The sequence below is a fragment of the Bittarella sp. HCP28S3_D9 genome (assembly GCF_052065655.1).
Lineage (GTDB): Bacteria > Bacillota > Clostridia > Oscillospirales > Ruminococcaceae > Bittarella > Bittarella massiliensis.
Genome location: NZ_JBQHTP010000033.1, coordinates 1 through 18988 on the forward strand (window position 1 = coordinate 1; position 18988 = coordinate 18988).

Consider the following 18988-nt stretch of genomic DNA (forward strand, 5'->3'; position numbering starts at 1 on the left):
CCCCCCCCCCGCCGCGCGCGCCCCCCCGCCCCCTCTTCATTTAGAACCCCTCAGCGCTTGAGGAGGGAGCGCTGCCATTCGACGAAAGAGCCGATGGCCAGAAAGGCCAGGCCGAGGGCGGCGATGAGGGGATAGCGCCACGGCCTCTGCCAGAGGGGGAAATCGGCCCCCACGCGCAATGGCCAGGGATAAAAGACGTTGCCGTCCGCCGAGGGGAAGGTGCGTTCCCCTCTTCCCCCCTTGGGCGCGGACTGCGCCGCGCCGTCTTTGCTTTTATGGTAGCATTCTGCTGCGCAAAACGCTATCAGCGGGGGCTCTTTTTGGCGTCTATCACATTTTTAAGCGGATATTTTTGGCGACTATTCGCCGGGATCCGGCCCTTTTTGCTCCTCCCCTTCGATTGACGGCCCTCTGGGAAAAGGCTATACTTTGAGAAAAGAGGTGCCCTTCGGGGCGCAGAGGGGGAATTTTGTTGCAAGTGAGAGAACTGGCCCATCAACACGCCGGATATGTCACCGATTTTCGCCGGGAACTGCACGCCCACCCGGAGCTCTCGATGGAGGAGGAGTGGACCTCTGCCCGCATCGCCCGGGAGCTGGAGGGACTCGGCATCCCCCACACCGTGCTGCAAAACCGGGGCATCGTCGCGGTGGTGGACAGCGGCCGCCCGGGGCCCCGGCTGGCCTTTCGGGGGGATTTTGACGCCCTGCCCCTGACCGAGGAGGTGGAGCTGCCCTTTCAGTCCCAGATCGCGGGGAAGATGCACGCCTGCGGGCACGACGCCCACGCCGCCATGGTGCTGGGGGCCGCCCGCATCGCCTGGGAGCAGCGCCAGCACCTGTGCGGCACAGCCTATTTCTGCTTTCAGCCCGGAGAGGAGACCGGCGAGGGTGCCGGCCCCATCGTCGCCCACCTAAAGGCCTTGGGCGGGGTGGACCGGGCGGTGAGCCTGCACGTCAACGGCGCCTACCCGGTGGGCAGCCTCTACCTGCAGGACGGGCCGATGTACGCCGGCGCCACCCGCTTCGACATCGAGGTGGAGGGAGTGGGCGGCCACGGCTCCCGCCCCGACCTGGCGTCCGACCCCATCCGCCCGGCCTGCGAGATCCTGCTCAAGGCGGCGGCCATCCCGGTCAACCGGCACGACCCCTTCGCCACCTGCGTGGTGAGCCCCTGCCTGATCCACACCGGCACCAAAAACAACATCATCCCCGGCAGCGCCTCCATCGGGGGGAACATCCGCTTTTTCCGCTACGGGGACGGGCCCGCCCTGGTGGAGGAGATCCGCCGGCTGGCCGGGCCCACCGCCGCGGCCTACGGCTGCACCGCCCGGGTCACCGGGGGCGAACAGTGCACCGAGCCGGTCCTCAACGGCCCCGCGTCCGCCGCCTGGGGCCGCGCCCTGGCCGCCGATCTGGGCTTTTCACTGATCCCGGCCCAGGGCCCCTCGGCCGCGTCGGACAACTTCGCGGAATTCCTCGAGGCCTTCGGCGGTTTCTACGCCATGCTGGGGGCCCGCAGCGAGCTGCCCGGCACCTCCGGCAACGCCCACAACCCCACCTTCTGCATCGACGAGGGGTGCCTGGAAGAGGGGCTGGCCCTCTTTGCCGCCTGCCTGTTTGATTTCCTGGGAGGCAAGGAGTAAAGGAGTAGGGGACAACTTTTTTGCATACAAAATGTATCAAGAATAAAAAGGAGTGTTTTGAGATGTCTGTCATCAAAGAGCTGAGCGAGAAGTACGAGTCCTATGCCATCGACCTGCGGCGGGAGCTGCACGCCCACCCCGAATTGAGCTTGCAGGAGGAGTGGACCTCCGCCCGCATCGTGGAGGAGCTGGGGAAACTGGACATCCCCTGTGAGGTGGTGGGCCCCCGCAACGTGGTGGGCCTCATCGACACCGGCCGGGCCGGCAGATCCATCGCCATCCGCGCCGACATCGACGCCCTCCCCCTCACCGAGGAGGTGGAGCTGCCCTTTAAATCCCAGTTTGAGGGAAAGATGCACGCCTGCGGGCACGACGCCCACGCCGCCATGCTGGTGACCATCGGCCGCATCCTCAACGAGACCAAAGAGCAGTTTTCCGGCAAGGTCTACCTCTGCTTCCAGGTGGCCGAGGAGACCGGCTTCGGCGCCGACGACATCGTGGCCTACCTGCAGGAAAAGGGCGGGGTCGACCAGGTGATCGCCACCCACATCGCCGGGGCGGCCCCGGTGGGGACCATCTGGATCCCCGACGGGCCGATGTACGCCGGCAACATGGGCTTTAAGATCGTGGTGCACGGGGTGGGCGGCCACGGCTCCCGCCCCGACGCGGCGGTCGACCCCATCCGCCCGGCCTGCGAGATCTTGCAGGCCATCGCCGCCATCCCGGTCAACCGGCACGACCCCTTCAAGACCCTGGTGGTCAGCCCCTGCACCATCCACGCGGGCACCAAGAACAACATCATCCCCGGCGAGGCCGAGATCGAGGGGAACATCCGCTTCTTCGCCTACGGCGACGGCGACGCCGCAGTGGAGGAGATCCGCCGGATGAGCGAGCACCTGGCCGCCGCCCGGGGCTGCACGGTGGAGGTCACCAGCGAGGCCATGGCCCCCTACCCGGTCATCAACAACAATGAAGCCGCCGCCCGGGGCCGCGCCCTGGCCGCCCAGCAGGGGCTGACGGTGCTGCCCCCCGCCGACCCCCAGGCCGCGTCGGACAACTACGCCAACTTCCTCAACGCCTTCCCCGGCTTTTACACCATGCTGGGCGCCCACAGCGAGATGCCCGGCACCTCTGGCAACCACCACAACCCCACCTTCTGCCTCAACGAGGACTGCATCAAACTGGGCATCGAATTCATGGCCGGGTACGCCTTTGCATTTTTGAAATAGTCCCGGGACAGGTGTGCCATTTCTGTGAGCTGTTCACAGAAAGTTGGTTTGACAGCCCCATTTTTTGCCTCTATAATACAAAGTAGTGAGTCTATTTTACCATCATCAAGGAGGGTATCTTTCCATGACCATCAAAGAACTGATCGCCCAAAACGAAGACTACATCATCGAGATGCGCCGGGAGTTCCACATGCACCCCGAGCTGAGCTACCAGGAGGAGCGCACCTCCCGCCGGATCTGCGAAGAGCTGGAGAAGATGAACATCCAGTACGAGGTCGTCGGCCGCCGCAACGTCATCGGCATCATCAACAAGAACAAAGCGGGCAAGAAGATCGCCATCCGCGCCGACATCGACGCCCTGCCGGTCTGCGAGGAAGTCGACCTGCCCTTCAAGTCCCAGACCCCTGGCGTGATGCACGCCTGCGGCCACGACGGGCACACCGCCATGCTGCTGGGCATCGCCAAGTCCCTGAACGAGCTCAAGGATGAGCTCAACGGCTCGGTCTACCTCTGCTTCCAGGTGGCCGAGGAGGTCGGCGGCGGCGCCGCTGAGGAGTGCGTCGAGTACCTGCAGGCCCACGGCGGCGTGGACCAGGCCATCGGCACCCACCTGATGGGCCAGATGCCTGTCGGTCTCATCGGCATCCCCGACGGGGCGATGATGGCCGGCAACACCGGCTTTAAAATCAAGGTCCACGGCGTGGGCGGCCACGGCTCCCGCCCCGACCTGGCGGTCGACCCCATCCGCCCGGCCTGCGACATCCTGCTAAAGGTACAGGCCATCCCGGTCAACCGGCACGACCCCTTCTCCACCGTGGTGGTGAGCCCCTGCATGATCAACGCCGGCACCAAGAACAACATCATCCCCAACGACGCCGAGATCGAGGGCAACCTGCGCTTCTTCAAGGCCGGGGAGGACATTGAGGTCATCGACCTGATGCGCAAGATCGCCGAGAACGTGGCCGCCGCCTACGGCTGCACCGCCGAGGTGGAGCGGGTGGTCATGGCCCCGCTGCCGGTGGTCAACGACAAGGAGGCCGCCGCCGCCGGCCGCGCCCTGGCCGCCGAGCAGGGGCTGACCGTTCTGCCCCAGGGCGACCCCGCCACCGGTTCGGACGACTACGCCGCCTTCGTCCACGCCTTCAAGGGCTTCTACTGCGTGGTGGGCGCCAAGAGCGACCTGCCCGGCACCTCCGGCAACCACCACAACGCCAACTTCGCCATCGACGAGGCCAGCCTGAAGGTGGGCGCCACCTTCATGGGCGAGTACGCCTACAACTTCCTGACCAAATAGCTTCCCCCCCGTCGGGTTTTGGAGGCGCGCCCCGCGCGCGTACATAGCTTTTGAAATCCCCGTGCGGTCTCTGGCCGCGCGGGGATTCTTTTTGCCCGCTCCCCCGCATATCCTGCCAGGGGGCCGGGCCTGCATATCCCACCCAAAACTGCCCATCCTCTTGAAAATGAGCGAAAAAAGGGGGGACGGCCGTGGAGAAGCGGCGCGCTTTTTTGGAAAACACCCTCTTTTTCGCCCTGGTGCTGGCCCTTGGCCTGCTGGGGGTGCGCTGGCTGTTGCCCCTGCTCTCCCCCCTGCTGGCGGGCTTTTTCGTGGCCTTTGTCGCCGCCCGGCCCGCCCGCTGGCTACACCGCCGCTGGCGCCTGCCCCAGCGGGGCTGCCAGAGCGCCCTCACCGCCCTGCTCTACCTGGGGCTGGGGGCGGCCATCTGGTATTTTGGGGCGCGGCTGGTGGTCTCGCTGGGGAGCATCTTCTCCTCCCTGCCGGGGTTTTACGCCCAGGAGATAGCCCCTCTGCTGTCCCGGTTCCAGGAGTGGCTGCTGGGCTTTATCGAGGGCTTCTCCCCCGGCGCCCCGGTCTACTGGGAGGACTTTTTCGCCCTGGCGGGGGGCTCCATCGACGCCTGCCTGCAAAAGCTCTCCGCCTGGGCCATGGGGGCGGTGACCCGGCTGGCCGCGGCCCTGCCCGCGGTCTTTCTCTGGTGCTCGGTGGCGGTGATCTCGGGGCTCTTCTTCGCCGCCGACTACCGAAGCATCACCCGCTTTTTTGCCCGCTGCACCCCGCCCAAACTGGCCCAGGTGCTCTACCTGGTGAAGGACTGCGTCCAGCGCTCGGCCTTACAGATGGCCAAGAGCTACCTGATTTTAATGGCCGTGACCTTTGCCGAACTGGCGGCCGGGTTCTGGCTGCTGGGCATTGCCCACCCGGTCTCGATGGCGCTGCTGGTGGCCTTTGTCGACCTGCTGCCCATCCTGGGCACCGGAGCGGTGCTGGTGCCCTGGGCGGCCTTCCTGCTCCTCTCGGGGAACACCGGGCTGGGGCTGCAGATGGCCCTTCTCTACGCGGTCATCTCGATGGTGCGCAGCCTGCTGGAGCCCAAGGTGCTGGGCAACCAGGTGGGGCTGCACCCGCTGGTGGCCCTGTCCAGCGCCTACCTGGGCGGGGCAGTGCTGGGGTTTTGGGGCATCTTCCTGGGGCCGCTGGGGGCCATTGTCGCCCAGGATCTGATTGCCCACGGGGTGATCCGCCTGCCCGGCCGGGTGCGGGAGGCGCGCCGCCGCGGCCGGGCCGATCGGGAAGGGCGCGGGGAAAAACCGGCAAAAGGCGGTTGACAAATCCCCGCCGGCGGCGTATATTGAGTACAAAGGCGATGCAGTCGTCCTTTAAAGGAGTAAAGCAACATGAACAACGCGGTCTCCCTCTCTTCGGTCTCCTATTACGGCTACCGCTACCTGGGCTATTTTTATGGCGCGGGCGTTTTGTCGTATGGAAAAGTGAAGAGGGGCCGCGGGTAGAGCGGGTAAAAGAAAACCACAGAGCGATTTTTTTGCCGGCACCTGGGCTTCGCATCCCAGGTGCCGGCTTTTTTTGCGCCTTTGCCGCAAAGGGGGCCGCCGCGCGGGGAGCGGGCCCGGCCGAGAATGGAGGAAAACAGGATGATCGTCATCTGCAAAAAGGGAACCACTCAGGAACAAATCGACCAGTTCACCCACTGGCTGCACGACCAGGGGATGGAGGTGCACCTCTCCCGGGGGACCCAGACCACCCTGCTGGGGCTGGTGGGGGACACCTCGTCCCTCGACGCCGAGCAGCTGGCCTCCCTCCCCTTTGTGGAGCGGGTGCAGCGCATCTCCGAGCCCTACAAAAAGGCCAACCGAAAGTTCCACCCCGAGGACACGGTGGTGGACGTCAGCGGGCGCAAACTGGGGGGCGGGCACTTCTGCATGATCGCCGGCCCCTGCTCGGTGGAGAGCGCCGAGCAGATCACCGAGGTGGCCCAGGCGGTCAAGGGGGCCGGGGCCTGTGTGCTGCGGGGCGGCGCCTTCAAGCCCCGCACCTCCCCCTACGCCTTTCAGGGACTGGGGCCGGTGGGGCTGGATCTGCTGCGGGTCGCCCGCCAGAAGACCGGGATGCCCATCGTCAGCGAGGTGATGGACAGGGAGCAGCTGCCCCACTTCGCCGACGTGGACATCATCCAGGTGGGGGCCCGCAACATGCAGAACTTCACCCTGCTGCGGGCCGTGGGGGAGATGGGCAAGCCGGTGCTGCTCAAGCGGGGGCTCTCCTCCACCATCGAGGAGTTTTTGATGAGTGCCGAGTACGTGATGGCCGGCGGCTGCGAGCAGGTGATCCTCTGCGAGCGGGGCATCCGCACCTTTGAGACGGCCACCCGCAACACCCTGGACCTCTCGGCCATCCCCCTGCTCAAGCGGCTCTCCCACCTGCCGGTGGTGGTGGACCCCAGCCACGCCACCGGCATCCCCTGGATGATCGAGCCCATGTCCCGGGCGGCGGTGGCCGCCGGGGCCGACGGGCTGATCATCGAGGTGCACAACGCGCCGGAAAAGGCCCTCTGCGACGGCGCCCAGTCCCTGCGCCCGCAGGAGTTTGCCGACTTGGTAGAGGGGCTGCGGCCCTTTGTGAAGCTGTGCGGGAAGGAGTGGGCCAGATGACGGTGGGGATCGTGGGGCTGGGCCTCATCGGCGGCAGCCTGGCCAAGTGCTTTGCCCAGCACGGCCACCGGGTCCTCGCCTGCGACCGGGACGCCGAGACCATGGCCGCCGCCCTGCGCGACGGGGCGGCACAGGGGGAGCTGACCCCCGCCCGCTTTGGCGGGTGCGAGCTGATTTTGGTTTGCCTTTGGCCGCAAAAAACGGTAGACTATATAGAGGAAAACCGGGCCGCCTTCCCCAAGGGGGGGCTGGTGGTGGACTGCTGCGGGGTCAAGGGGGAGATCTGCCGGCGGGTCTGGCCCATCGCCCGGGAGGAGGGCTTCACCTTTGTGGGGGGCCACCCCATGGCCGGGCGGGAGCTCTCGGGCTACCGGGCCAGCCAGGCCGACCTCTTCCATCGGGCCAGCATGATCCTGACCCCCGGGCCCGGGTGCGACGGGGCGGTGATCGAGGGGCTGCGGGCCCTCTTTCTGTCCTTGCACTTTCGGCAGGTGGTCCTCTCCACCCCCGAGGAGCACGACCGCATCATCGCCCTGACCTCGCAGCTGTGTCACATCGTCAGCAACTGCTTTGTCAAAAGCCCCACCGCCGGGGACTTCGGCGGTTTTTCGGCGGGCAGCTTTAAGGACCTGACCCGGGTGGCCAAACTCAACGAGGCCATGTGGACCGACCTGTTCTCCCAGAACCGGGCGGCCCTGCTGGCCGAACTGGACATCTTCAGCGACAACCTCGCCCGGTACCGGGCGGCCCTTGCCCAGGGGGACGACAGCGCCCTGGAGGGGCTGCTGCGGGAGGGGCGCGAAATAAAGGAGGGCCTGACCCTTGGAAATCATACCAGTCAAAACCGGGAGAGCCTATGAGGTGACGGTGGGCCACGGCTGCGCCGACGCCTTTTACGACCAGTTGGCCGCACGCCACCGGGGCAAGCGGGCCGCCATCGTCACCGACGAGACGGTGGACGGCCTCTACGGCGAATCGGTGCGCCGGGCGCTGGAGGGGCGGGGCATCCCCTGCTGCAAGTTCGCCTTCCCCGGGGGGGAGCCCCACAAGCGGATGGAGACCGCCCTGGCGATCTGCGAGTTCCTCCACCGTGAGGGCATCACCCGCAGCGACTTTCTGGTGGCCCTGGGGGGCGGCATCCCCGGGGACGTGACCGGCTTTTGCGCCGCCGTCTACCTGCGGGGGGTGGAGTACGTGCAGATCCCCACCACCCTGCTGGCCCAAATCGACTCCTCGGTGGGGGGGAAGACCGCCGTCAACATCGACGGGGGGAAAAACCTGGTGGGCTGTTTCTGGCAGCCCTCGGCGGTGCTCTGCGACACCGCCTTCTTCGACACCCTGCCGGAGGAGACCTTTGCCGACGGGGTGGGGGAGGCCATCAAGTACGGCGCCATCCGCGACGCGCAGCTCTTCGAGCAGATGCGGGGGGACTTTCGCCGCAACCTGCTGCCCATCGTCGCCCGCTGCATCGCCATCAAGGCGGCGGTGGTGGAGGCCGACGAGCGGGACACCGGGGAGCGGATGGTCCTCAACTTTGGCCACACCCTGGGCCACGCCATCGAAAAGCACTCGGGCTTTGCCGTCACCCACGGCAAGGCGGTGGCCATCGGGATGCAGATGATGGCCGACGCCTGCGCCCAAAACGGCCTCTGCGCCCCCGAGGTGCCGGCCGCCATCCGCGACTGTCTGGAGCGAAACGGCCTGGCCTGGCGCTACGACGCCCCCCTGGAAGAGCTGCTGGCCATTGCCGCCGGGGACAAAAAGCGGGACGGGACGAGCATCTCCCCGGTGCTCATCCGCGCCATCGGCCGCTGTGAGCCGGTGTCGATGGAGTGGGGCGCCTTCGCGCAGTTCATGGCCGCCGGGGGGAGCCGGGCGTGAGGGCGCGGGTCGCCGCCCGGGCCCTGCGGGGGGCCATCGCCGCGCCGCCTTCCAAGTCGATGGCCCACCGGCTGCTCCTCTGCGCGGCCCTGGCCGAGGGGGAGACGGTGCTGCGAAACGTCCCCGCCTCCAAGGACGTGCAGGCCACCCTGCGGGGGATCGCCGCCCTGGGGGCCCGGGTGCGGCGGATGGACGGGGGGACCTACTCCATCCTGGGCATCCCCACCGGGGCGCGGCCCCAACAGGCCGCCATCGACTGCGGGGAGAGCGGCTCCACCCTCCGCTTTTTGGTGCCGGTGGCCGCCGCCCTGGGGGTGGAGACCACCTTTTCGGGGGCCGGGCAGCTGCCCAGCCGCCCCCTCTCCCCCGTCCTGCCCTGCCTCGCGGCGGGCGGGGCCGCCTTCCACTACGAAAACACCCTCCCCTTCACCCTGGGCGGGCAGCTGAAGCCAGGCCGGTATGAGATCGCCGGGGACGTGTCCAGCCAGTTCATCACCGGGCTGCTCTTCGCCCTGGCCGCCCTGGAGGGGGACAGCGAGATCCTCCTCACCACCCCACTGCACTCCGGGCCCTATGTGGAGATGACCCTGCAGGCCATGGCCGCCTTCGGGGTGAGGGCCCGGCGCACCCCCCTGGGCTGGTTCATCCCCGGGGGACAGCGATTTGTCCCCTGCGACACCGCGGTGGAGGGGGACTATTCGGGCGCGGCCTTCTTCCTCTGCGCCGGGGCCATCTCCGGCGACGTGACGGTGGAGGGGCTCTCCCCCCTCTCGCTGCAGGGGGACCGGGCGGTCTGCGACGTGCTGGAGCGCTGGGGCGCCGCCGTGACCCGGGGCAGGGATTTTGTGCGGGTGCAGTCGGCCCCCCTCACCGGCGGCCCGGTGGCGGGGGAGGACATCCCCGACATCCTGCCCATCCTGGCGGTGACCGCCGCCGCCGCCCAGGGGGAGACCGCCTTTACCGGCGCCGCCCGCCTGACCATCAAAGAGTGCGACCGCCTGGCCGCCACCGCCGCCCTCATCAGTGGCCTGGGGGGCCGCTGCCGGGGCGAGGGGGACCTGCTCGCGGTGGAGGGCCAGCCCCTGGCCGAAGGGCTGCGGCCCGGCGGGCCGGCCGCCACCCACCGCGACCACCGCATGGCCATGAGCGCGGCCATCGCCGCCCTCTGGTGCGAGGGGCCGGTGGAGCTGGACTGCGCCGAGTGCGTGGAGAAGTCGTACCCCGACTTCTTCCGCGATTACGAGATGTTGGGGGGAAGCGTTCATGTCTTCTAGTTTTGGCAGCCGGTTTCGGGTGACCCTCTTTGGGGAGAGCCACGGCCCGGCCATCGGCGCGGTGATCGAGGGGGTGACCCCCGGCCTGCACCTGGAGGAGGGGTACATCCGCACCTACTGCGCCCGGCGGCTGGCGCGGGGGGCCTACTCCACCGCCCGCCGCGAACCCGATCTGCCCCACATCGTCAGCGGGGCGGTGGACGGGGTGGCCTGCGGCACCCCCCTGACGGTGGTGATCGAAAACACCTCCACCCGCTCGGGCGACTACAGCCCCCAGTCGCAGATTGCCCGGCCGGGCCACGCCGACTACACCGGCCACCTGCGCTACGGCGGCTTTAACGACGTGCGGGGGGGCGGCCACTTTTCGGGGCGGCTGACGGCCCCCCTGGTCTACGCCGGGGCGGTGGCCAGCCTGATGCTGCGGCGGCAGGGCATCGCCATCGGCGCCCACGCGGCGGAGATCGCCGGAGTGGCCGACACCCCCTTTGACCCGGTGTCGGTGGGTCCCCGGGAATTCGACGCCCTGCACAGCCGCGACTTTCCGGTGCTCGACCCCGCCGCCGGCGAGGGGATGCAGGCCGCCATTGCCGCCGCCCGGGCCGACTGCGACTCGGTGGGCGGGGTGGTGGAGTGCGCCGTCACCGGGCTGCCCGCCGGGGTGGGCGACCCCTTCTTCGACACCCTGGAGAGCCGTCTGGCCTACCTCCTCTTCGCCATCCCCGCGGTGAAAGGGGTGGAGTTTGGGGCCGGGTTTTCCGCCGCCCGCATGCGGGGGAGCGAGAGCAACGACCCCTTTGTCAGCGAGGGGGGGAAGATCCGCACCAGCCGCAACGCCGCCGGGGGGATCCAGGGGGGCATCTCCAACGGGATGCCGCTCCTCTTTCGGGCGGCCTTCAAGCCCACCCCCTCCATCGCCAAGCCACAGCAGACGGTCAACTTTGTCACCGGGGAGACCCTCACCGCCGAGATCCGCGGGCGGCACGACCCCTGCATCGTCCCCCGGGCCGCCGTCTGCGTGGAGGCGGCCGCCGCCATCGCCCTGGCAGACCTGCTGGGCTAAAGGGCAAACCAAAACAAACAGGGAGGAACACGCCGTGGAACTGGACAAACTGCGGGAGGAAATCGACCGAATCGACCGGGAGCTGCTCTCCCTCTTCTGCCGCCGGATGGAGGTGGTGGCCCAGGTGGGGCAGTACAAAAAAGAGCGGGGGCTGCCGGTGCTCAACCAGGGGCGGGAGGACGCCATCCTCGCCCGCGCCCGGGCCCAGGTGCCGCCGGAGATGGGGGACGCGGCCTGCGAACTGCTGTCCACCGCCATCCGCCTGAGCCGGGCCTACCAGGAGGAGATTTTGAGGGGCTAGCCCCTCACCGCCCGTCCAGCAATTGGCCGGGTGGGATGTGCAGGGTGTCCGCCATTTTGAAGAGGTTTTTTTATCTATCTGTTTTTTCACCCCCATTTAACCAAAAACAAGCGCGCTGAATTCAAATAGACTTCAGCGCGCTTGTTTCATTCTATTTCTCCTTCTTCTCCTGGCCCTATCCCTGCGAAAAACTCATCAAATCTGACACAGTAAATCTTTTGCAGGGCTACTAAATCTGTCACCTTGATATTTCTTTCACCCAACTCTATTTTCGAGTAAGCACTTCTGTCCAGACGACTCCCCAACAGGTTCATCTTCCCCACCAACTTTTCTTGGGATAAGTTCGCCCGTTTGCGCAATCTCTTCAAATTGTCAGACAAACTGACATTCTGAATAATCATATTTTTCGAGTTTTTCCCCTCTCATCTATTGCGACCAATCAGTCGCAAACTTTTTCTTGATGATATAGGGGATTCAATGGTATAATTGAGACTCGTAAGTCGCAAACCAAAAATTTAGGGAGGATTTTTAATGAATCGAGCAGAGGATGCTAGAAGGATTCTTGATTTTTTAGAAAACAGCACTTACGAACTAGAAAAATTGGATAATTTTTTGCGATTGGGGGATGGGGAGACCTTTCGAGAAGTTCGGTATTTTCGAGAGACCCTTAGCGACAGCGAACTGCTTCCCCCTCTTGCTGATGTTCTCCCGCGACATTGTTGTTAGGCGGACGGCAAACAGGGTATTTCTACAGCTCTTTATGAAGGAATTGGACAGAGAGGATCCTCAAGCACTGGAGGAGCAAATTTTACTCACTATGTTTCAGGAACAGGAGGACTGGAAAAACTTCCAATATTGCTTTGAGACAACCCGAGCGAAAGACCCTATTTTATAACTAGGGATACTTCAATTGTACACATTGGAACGCCTCCTCTCCGCTCTGTGGAGATGCCACACTTCGCTCTTGCTGCGGCAAAATGCCAAGCGCCGAAGGTCTGTCTGCCGCTGCCTTCCCCCCAACCTTTACACTGGTGCTTTCCTGTGCTATGGTGCCTATTGTAAAGAGGCGACAACATGGCGACCAAGAGCCTCCGCTACATGATTTCGGTGGACGAAGAGATGTTTCGAGAAATGGAGGCCTTTCGCTTTGAGCGGCGCTTCCCCACCCATTCGCAGGCCGCGGCGGAACTGATTCGCCTGGGGTTGGAGGTCGTCAAGCAGGAGAAGATGACCCCAAAGGCCCCCAAAGACAGGTAAGAGAGACAGTAAAGGAGAAAACGCTGTGAACGATCGCATCCGTCAGTTGCGCAAGGCGCTGGGGCTCAGCCAGCAGGAATTCGCCGCGCGCATTGGGCGCAAGCAGAGCGCCGTCAGCTATTTGGAAAAGAACGGCTCGACGGTCACCGAGCAGAACATCAAGGTCATTTGCAGCCAGTTCAGCGCCAGCGAAACCTGGCTGCGCACGGGGAGCGGCGAGATGTTTGTGCCGGGTGAAGGGCGGAAGAAGGAGCTCCTTGAAGCGTTTGGGCAGCTCGCCCCCTCCTTGCAGGACTATCTCGTCAAATCTGCCAGAGAGCTTCTAGAGGCGCAGCGCGGGATGTCCGCGGATGGGGAAGGCCTCCCTCTCAAATAGGCTTTTTTGCAGCGATTCAAAAGCAGGAGCGCCAGCAGCCAAATTGGCCGCCGGCGCTCCTGCTTTTGCCGTCTGTTTTTTTATAACCGCACCTCCACCGGCCGGCCCAGCACAAGGCTGTCCTCCGTCACCCGGCAGTCGTAGCAGAGGGGGGTGACCCCGGCCGCGGCGGCCCGGCGGAGGACCTGCCCAAACTGGGGGTGGGTGCGGTCGTTGGGGGAGAGGAAGCGGGCCGGGGAGAGCTGCGCCACAAAGAGGAGAAAGGCGTCCCACCCCTGGGCATGGGCCCGCTCCAACTCCTCGATGTGCTTGACCCCCCGCTGGGTGGGCGCGTCGGGGAAGTAGAGGCCGCCCCCCTCCTCGAGGGTGACCCCCTTGACCTCCACCAGGGCGCGGCGGCCGCCCTTCTCCAGGTAGAAGTCGATGCGGGATGCGCCAAAGGGGTACTCGGCCCGCACCAGGTCGGGCGACTGGTAGCCGGGCAGGGCGAGGGCCCCCGAGAGGAGGGCCTCCTTCACCACGGCGTTGGGGGCCTGGGAGTCGATGTTGACCAGCATCTCCCCTTTGTAGACCGAGACGAGGGAGAACTGGGTCTTCTGCCCCTCCGCCCGGCCCCGCCGGTCCTGCAAGACGACCTGGGCCCCGGGCAGCAGCAGCTCCCCACAGCGGCCGGTGTTCTTCACGTGGCAGCGCACCCGCTCCCCCGCCAGGTCACACCAGGCCACAAAGCGGTTGGGCCGCTCCAAAAAGGTGGCGCGGCAGACGGTCTCATAGCGCATTCGCTCATCCCCTCTTTCCTGTATTTCCCGCCGGTCGGCAGACTGTGTTTATTGTAACACAAACGGCGGCGCGCCGCCGGGCCGGAGAGGCAAAAAAGCGAAAGAAAATCGTCACTTTTTTGGCGGGGCCCCGGTAAGAAACGGGGTTTACACTACTCCTAAACGCAGGGCGTGTGGTATACTATTGAAAGGCGACCGCGCGGCAAAAGCCGCCGCGGTCACCTCTAAATTGAGAAACACGCCCCCCGGGCGGAGGAGGACAATATGGCAGCGGCAAACAGCATGCAGGATCTGAACGTTCTGGTGGTGGACGACGACCGGGAAATCGTCAACGTCATCGAAATTTACCTGAAAAACGAGGGGCTGAACGTCCTCAAGGCCTACGACGGCATTCAGGCCATTCAGCAGCTGCGTGAAAACGAGATCCACCTGATTTTGATGGACATCATGATGCCCAAACTCGACGGCATCCAGACCACCCTCAAAATCAGGGAGCAAAACCAGATCCCCATCATCCTGGTTTCGGCCAAAGGGGAGGACACCGACAAGATCATCGGCCTGAACCTAGGGGCCGACGACTACATCGTCAAGCCCTTCAACCCCCTGGAACTGGTGGCCCGGGTCAAAAGCCAGCTGCGGCGGTACGTGACCTTCTCGGGCTCGTTCGGCGAGCGGGACGACGTGCTCCAGTGCGACGGGCTGGTCATCAACAACACCACCAAAGAGGTGCTGGTGGACGGCGAGCCGGTGCGGCTGACCCCCATCGAGTACAAGATCCTCCACCTGTTGATGCAAAACCAGGGGCGGGTCTTCTCCATCGACGAGATCTACGAGAAGGTGTGGAACGAGCCCAGCTTCAACGCCGAAAACACGGTGGCGGTGCACATTCGCCGCATCCGCGAGAAAATTGAGTTCGACCCGAAAAAGCCCAAGTATTTAAAGGTGGTGTGGGGACTTGGATACAAGATCGAAAAACTCTGATGCGCGGGGCCGCGCCCTGGCCCTGGTCGCCTTTTTGCTGTTTTTTTCCTCGGTCATCAGCCTGACGCTGGCGGGCTTTTCCCTGCTGCAGTACGCCCACTACCACACCGGGGACGGGAGTGACAACTTCTACCAGACCAGGGATTTCACCTACTCCATCAACAGCGTCATCAACCTCTGCAACGAGGGGCTGAGCAGCGCCCCCTCCTCCGTGGCGGAAGGGGCGGCGGAGGGGTCCTCCAGCCTGATCACCTTTGGCAGCAACGCCAACTACCTGGACTCCCTCTCCTACGGGATGCAGGTCTACGCCCAAAACACCGAGAACGAGGCAGTCTACACCAACACCTCCTACCCCGACCAGGACGCCTTTCTCGCCTCCTGCCGGCAAAACCAGTACGACTTCTGGCTGATTTACGACCGGGGGACCACCACCGCCTACTACCGCCTGGAGGGCAGCGGCGAAAACCAGCCGCCCCAGCAGGTGGAGTACACCGGCTACTACGGCGAGAGCTACCCCTTTTACTTCAACCCCTCCACCGACGGGAACGGCACGGTGCTCATCGCCATCCCCGACATCCGCACCTACTCCAACTCCGGGCTCTCGTCCACGGTCAACTACACCAACTGGCACGACAGCTTGGTCCTCTTTCGGGCCATGCCCCTCTGGATCAGCCTCTCCCTCATCGGTTTGGGGCTCTCGCTGGTGCTCCACCGCTCCCTGCGCCGCTTCGGCGAGGGGGTGGCCCGCCGCATCCGCCGCATCCCCTACGAATTCAAGTACGTGCTGGGCATCCTCCTGTCCATCGCCGCCGCGGGCAGTCTGCTGGACGGCTACGCCATCGCCTATTCCTCCATCCTCACCGAGGGCAACCCCTGGGTGATGGCCATCCTCTTCTGGCTGTCGGTGCTGGGGCTCTACTGGGACCTCAAGTACAACGGCTTCAAGACCTTTCGGGTCAACATCCCCTCGGTCATCTTCTCCCTGGTGCGGCGCTACAACCTGCAATTCCCCTTTCAGCAGAAAATCCGCCGCCAGTTCCTGACCAGCCTGCTGGTGGCCATCTTCCTGGGGGTCTTGGCCTTCCTCTCGGCGGCGCTGGCGCTGATGACCTCGTCGGGCTTCTTCGTCCTGGTGGGGATGGGGCTGGCGGTGCTGGCGGTGGCCCTGGTGGGCAAACTGATTTTCGACTACTTCAAGATCATCCGCCAGCTGGGCCAGGTCATCGACTACGTGGGCGCCATCTCCCGGGGGGAGTTGGACCAGACCATCTCCCTGGACCCGGAGGACGACCTCTACCCCCTCTTCCACGCGGTGCGGGATATGCAGGAGAACGTGAAGGGGGCCATCGAGACCCGCATCCACAGCGAGAAGATGAAGGTGGACCTGATCACCAACGTCTCCCACGACCTCAAGACCCCCCTGACCTCCATCATCAGCTACACCCAGCTGCTGCGCCAGCAGACCCTCACCCCGCCTGAGGCAAACGACTACGTCACCATCATCGACCAGAAGTCCCAGCGGCTCAAGAGCCTGGTGCAGGACATCTTCGACCTCTCCAAGGCCACCAGCGGCAACCTGGAATTGCAGCTGGCCCCCCTGGACATCTGCCAGCTGCTGGAGCAGGCGGTGGGCGAGCTGGAAGAGGTGGTGGAGCGCAGCGGCATCGAGCTGATCCCCGGGCACAGCGAGCGGCCCCTCTACGTGCTCACCGACGGGGTGAAGCTCTACCGGGTCTTTGAAAACCTGATCGTCAACATCACCAAGTACTCCCTCCCCGGCTCCCGGGCCTACATCGACATTGTGGACAGCGAAAAGACGGTGTCGGTCATCTTCAAAAACATCTCCAGCTACCAGATGAACTTCGCCGGGGAGCAGATGAAGGAGCGGTTCGTGCGGGGCGACCTCTCCCGCACCACCGAGGGCAGCGGCCTGGGGCTGGCCATTGCCGACACCTTTGTCGACCGGCTGGGGGGCAAGCTCACCATCCTGGTGGACGGCGACCTCTTCAAGGCCATCGTCACCTTCCCCCAGATCCCCGCCCCCAAAACCGAGCGGGAGCTGGCCGAGCAGATGGAAGTCGCCCTGCCGGAAGCCCCCGAAAAGGCCCCCGAAGCGCCTGACGCCCCCGAGCCCGGCGAGGGGGGACCCGCCCCCCGTCCGGCCGATCCCTGACAGCTGCAAAAGGTCGCCCCGCCGCGGAAAAGGCGGGGCGACCTTTTCTTTGGCGCAGGGCGGGAAAAACCGCCCCAAAAGGGCCTAACGGCGGCATTTTGGGGTTTGACAGGGGCCTTGGGAAGATGCTACACTTATTTTATCTGTGAGACTGAAAATGGGCGGCCCGGCCGCCCCCTCTTTGGCCGGGCCGGAGAGGGCTAGAAAGGATCGTGCGAAAAATGAAAATGAGTGCACTCATCGGCGAGCGCTACAAGGAGTGGCCCTCGGAGGCGCAGCTCAAGAGCCACGGGCTGCTGATCCGGGGCGGCTACATCCGTCAGGTCGGCGCGGGCATCTACTCCCTGCTGACCCCCGCCAAGCGGGTGGCCGCCAAAATCGAGAAGATCATCCGCCAGGAGATGGACCGCATCGACGGGCAGGAGGTCCTCTTCCCGGTGGTGCTGCCCCGGGAGCTGTGGGACGAGTCGGGCCGCTACGAGAGCGTGGGCAAAGAGCTGCTGCGCTTTACCGACCGCACCGGCCACGGGATGCTGTTGGGGATGACCCACGAGGAGGCGGCCGTCCACCTGGCCCGCACCGAGGGGAAGAGCTACCTGAAATACCCCTTCATGATCTACCAGATCCAGACCAAGTTCCGCGACGAGGCCCGGCCCCGGGGCGGGCTGATCCGGGTGCGGGAGTTCACCATGAAGGACGCCTACTCCTTCCACACCAACTGGGAAGATCTAGAGAAATACTACTACCGCTGCCACGAGGCCTATGAGCGCATCTACAAGCGGGCCGGGCTGGGACACGTGGTCTCGGTCAAGTCCGACAGCGGGATGATGGGCGGCGCCATCGCCCACGAGTTCATGTTCCTCTGCGACGACGGCGAGGACACCATCGCCATCTGCCCCGAGTGCGGCTACCGCGCCAACATGGAGGTGGCCACTGGGGTGCTGGCCCCGGTGGAGGACCTGGGCGAGTGCAGAGAGCCCGAGCGGATCCCCACCCCCGGCACCAAGGACATCGAGAGCCTGTGCGACTTTTTGGGCATCCCCCAGAACCGGCTGGTGAAGGCGGTGGTCTTCACCCGGGAGGACACCGGCAAGGCGGTGGTGGTCTTTGTGCGGGGCGACCTGGAGGTCAACGAGGCCAAGGTCCGCCGGCTGCTGGGAACCAACATCGCCCAGCGGGTGGACGAGGACGGCAGCGACCACATCACCTACGGCTACATCGGGCCCCAGGGCCTGGACGAGGAGATCGAGGTCTGGTTTGACAACTCCCTCAAGGGGATGTACAACGTGGTCTGCGGCGGCAACGAGGTGGACGTCCACGTGAAGAACTGCGACCTGCGCGTCTACCCCGACGAGCAGTTTGCCGACCTGTGCAAAGTCACCGAGGAGATGGTCTGCCCCCAGTGCGGCAAGGCCCACATCACCCTCAAAAACGGCATCGAGGTGGGCAACATCTTCCAGCTGGGCGACAAGTACACCAAGTCCATGGGGATGACCTACGCCGATAAAGACGGCCAGCTCAAGACCCCCATCATGGGCTGCTACGGCATCGGCGTCGGGCGGCTGCTGGCCAGTGTCATCGAGGACGGGGCTGACGACTACGGCCCGGTCTGGCCCATCTCCATCGCCCCCTGGCAGGTGCACATCAACGCCATCAAGCGGGCCGACGAGTCGGTGAAGGAGCAGGCCGACGCCCTGTATGACCAGCTCTGCGGCGCCGGTTTCGAGGTGCTCTACGACGACCGCGACCTCTCGGCCGGGGTGCAGTTCGCCGACGCCGACCTGCTGGGGGTGCCCATCCGGGTGGTGGTGAGCCCCCGCAACCTAAAGCAGGGCGTGGTGGAGCTCAAGACCCGGGACAAGTCGATCGCCGAGACGGTGCCGGTGGCCGAGGCTGCCGGCCGGGTCAAGGAGATCGCCGCCATGCTGCAAAAGCGCCTGGACGACCAGCTGTAAAGGCCGCCCGACAAAAGCAATAGAAGAGCGGTCCCTCCCGCCCGGCGCGCCGGGGGGGGGGGGTGGGTGGGCAGATTAGCGGGGGGGGGGGGGGGGGGGGGCGGGGGGGGG

18 protein-coding genes are annotated in these 18988 nt (G+C 65.2%); 15 read left to right on the forward strand and 3 right to left on the reverse strand.

What is annotated here, in order from left to right:
* Nucleotides 1-50: 50 nt before the first annotated feature.
* Nucleotides 51-179, reverse strand: coding sequence for a hypothetical protein (locus ACTNAU_RS12725; RefSeq protein WP_441098617.1), 129 nt, complete (start codon nucleotides 177-179; stop codon nucleotides 51-53).
* Between the two features lie 299 nt (nucleotides 180-478).
* On the opposite strand from ACTNAU_RS12725, the gene ACTNAU_RS12730 reads away from it, so the two are divergent.
* The 10 genes from ACTNAU_RS12730 to ACTNAU_RS12775 all read left to right on the forward strand — a co-directional run bounded on the left by ACTNAU_RS12730 (nucleotide 479) and on the right by ACTNAU_RS12775 (nucleotide 11356).
* Entirely contained in the window at nucleotides 479-1645 is a 1167-nt protein-coding gene (locus ACTNAU_RS12730) for a M20 metallopeptidase family protein (RefSeq protein WP_441098632.1), read from the forward strand.
* Between the two features lie 62 nt (nucleotides 1646-1707).
* Nucleotides 1708-2874, forward strand: a complete 1167-nt coding sequence (locus ACTNAU_RS12735) for a M20 metallopeptidase family protein (protein ID WP_441098618.1) — start codon at nucleotides 1708-1710, stop codon at nucleotides 2872-2874.
* 124 nt (nucleotides 2875-2998) lie between these two features.
* On the forward strand, nucleotides 2999-4168 hold the full coding sequence (locus tag ACTNAU_RS12740; RefSeq protein ID WP_441098619.1) for a M20 metallopeptidase family protein: 1170 nt from the start codon (nucleotides 2999-3001) through the stop codon (nucleotides 4166-4168).
* Between the two features lie 191 nt (nucleotides 4169-4359).
* Nucleotides 4360-5499, forward strand: a complete 1140-nt coding sequence (ytvI, locus tag ACTNAU_RS12745) for a sporulation integral membrane protein YtvI (RefSeq protein ID WP_441098620.1) — start codon at nucleotides 4360-4362, stop codon at nucleotides 5497-5499.
* A 324-nt stretch (nucleotides 5500-5823) separates the two neighbouring features.
* Nucleotides 5824-6840 (forward strand): 3-deoxy-7-phosphoheptulonate synthase, encoded by a 1017-nt coding sequence (aroF, locus tag ACTNAU_RS12750; protein ID WP_216400755.1) that lies wholly within the window; start codon nucleotides 5824-5826, stop codon nucleotides 6838-6840.
* On the forward strand, nucleotides 6816-7700 hold the full coding sequence (locus tag ACTNAU_RS12755; protein ID WP_441098621.1) for a prephenate dehydrogenase: 885 nt from the start codon (nucleotides 6816-6818) through the stop codon (nucleotides 7698-7700). Before aroF ends, ACTNAU_RS12755 begins: the two co-directional genes overlap by 25 nt.
* A complete protein-coding gene (gene aroB, locus ACTNAU_RS12760; RefSeq protein ID WP_441098622.1) occupies nucleotides 7663-8721 on the forward strand; it encodes a 3-dehydroquinate synthase in 1059 nt (352 codons plus the stop codon). The genes ACTNAU_RS12755 and aroB overlap by 38 nt, the downstream gene beginning before the upstream one ends.
* On the forward strand, nucleotides 8718-9995 hold the full coding sequence (gene aroA, locus ACTNAU_RS12765; protein ID WP_441098623.1) for a 3-phosphoshikimate 1-carboxyvinyltransferase: 1278 nt from the start codon (nucleotides 8718-8720) through the stop codon (nucleotides 9993-9995). The genes aroB and aroA overlap by 4 nt, the downstream gene beginning before the upstream one ends.
* Complete coding sequence (gene aroC, locus ACTNAU_RS12770) at nucleotides 9985-11055, forward strand: chorismate synthase (RefSeq protein ID WP_441098624.1); 1071 nt, start codon at nucleotides 9985-9987, stop codon at nucleotides 11053-11055. Before aroA ends, aroC begins: the two co-directional genes overlap by 11 nt.
* A 34-nt stretch (nucleotides 11056-11089) precedes the next feature.
* Nucleotides 11090-11356, forward strand: coding sequence for a chorismate mutase (locus ACTNAU_RS12775; RefSeq protein WP_441098625.1), 267 nt, complete (start codon nucleotides 11090-11092; stop codon nucleotides 11354-11356).
* A 146-nt stretch (nucleotides 11357-11502) separates the two neighbouring features.
* On the opposite strand, the gene ACTNAU_RS12780 is transcribed toward ACTNAU_RS12775, so the two are convergent.
* Entirely contained in the window at nucleotides 11503-11724 is a 222-nt protein-coding gene (locus ACTNAU_RS12780; protein ID WP_441098626.1) for a helix-turn-helix domain-containing protein, read from the reverse strand.
* 706 nt (nucleotides 11725-12430) lie between these two features.
* Here ACTNAU_RS12780 and ACTNAU_RS12785 point away from each other — a divergent pair.
* Nucleotides 12431-12613: a hypothetical protein gene (locus ACTNAU_RS12785; protein WP_441098627.1), complete on the forward strand. Its 183-nt coding sequence runs from the start codon at nucleotides 12431-12433 to the stop codon at nucleotides 12611-12613.
* A gap of 25 nt (nucleotides 12614-12638) precedes the next feature.
* A complete protein-coding gene (locus ACTNAU_RS12790; protein ID WP_441098628.1) occupies nucleotides 12639-12989 on the forward strand; it encodes a helix-turn-helix domain-containing protein in 351 nt (116 codons plus the stop codon).
* Between the two features lie 80 nt (nucleotides 12990-13069).
* Here ACTNAU_RS12790 and sfsA read toward each other — a convergent pair whose 3' ends face one another.
* The gene (sfsA, locus tag ACTNAU_RS12795) at nucleotides 13070-13768 is read right to left on the reverse strand and encodes a DNA/RNA nuclease SfsA (protein ID WP_441098629.1); all 699 of its coding nucleotides are present in this window, start codon (nucleotides 13766-13768) and stop codon (nucleotides 13070-13072) included.
* 282 nt (nucleotides 13769-14050) lie between these two features.
* Here sfsA and ACTNAU_RS12800 point away from each other — a divergent pair, with 282 nt between their 5' ends.
* The 3 genes from ACTNAU_RS12800 to ACTNAU_RS12810 all read left to right on the forward strand — a co-directional run bounded on the left by ACTNAU_RS12800 (nucleotide 14051) and on the right by ACTNAU_RS12810 (nucleotide 18877).
* Nucleotides 14051-14749, forward strand: a complete 699-nt coding sequence (locus tag ACTNAU_RS12800; protein WP_044993066.1) for a response regulator transcription factor — start codon at nucleotides 14051-14053, stop codon at nucleotides 14747-14749.
* On the forward strand, nucleotides 14724-16922 hold the full coding sequence (locus ACTNAU_RS12805) for a histidine kinase dimerization/phospho-acceptor domain-containing protein (protein WP_441098630.1): 2199 nt from the start codon (nucleotides 14724-14726) through the stop codon (nucleotides 16920-16922). The genes ACTNAU_RS12800 and ACTNAU_RS12805 overlap by 26 nt, the downstream gene beginning before the upstream one ends.
* A gap of 221 nt (nucleotides 16923-17143) precedes the next feature.
* Nucleotides 17144-18877, forward strand: coding sequence for a proline--tRNA ligase (locus tag ACTNAU_RS12810; protein ID WP_441098631.1), 1734 nt, complete (start codon nucleotides 17144-17146; stop codon nucleotides 18875-18877).
* Nucleotides 18878-18988: the final 111 nt, after the last annotated feature.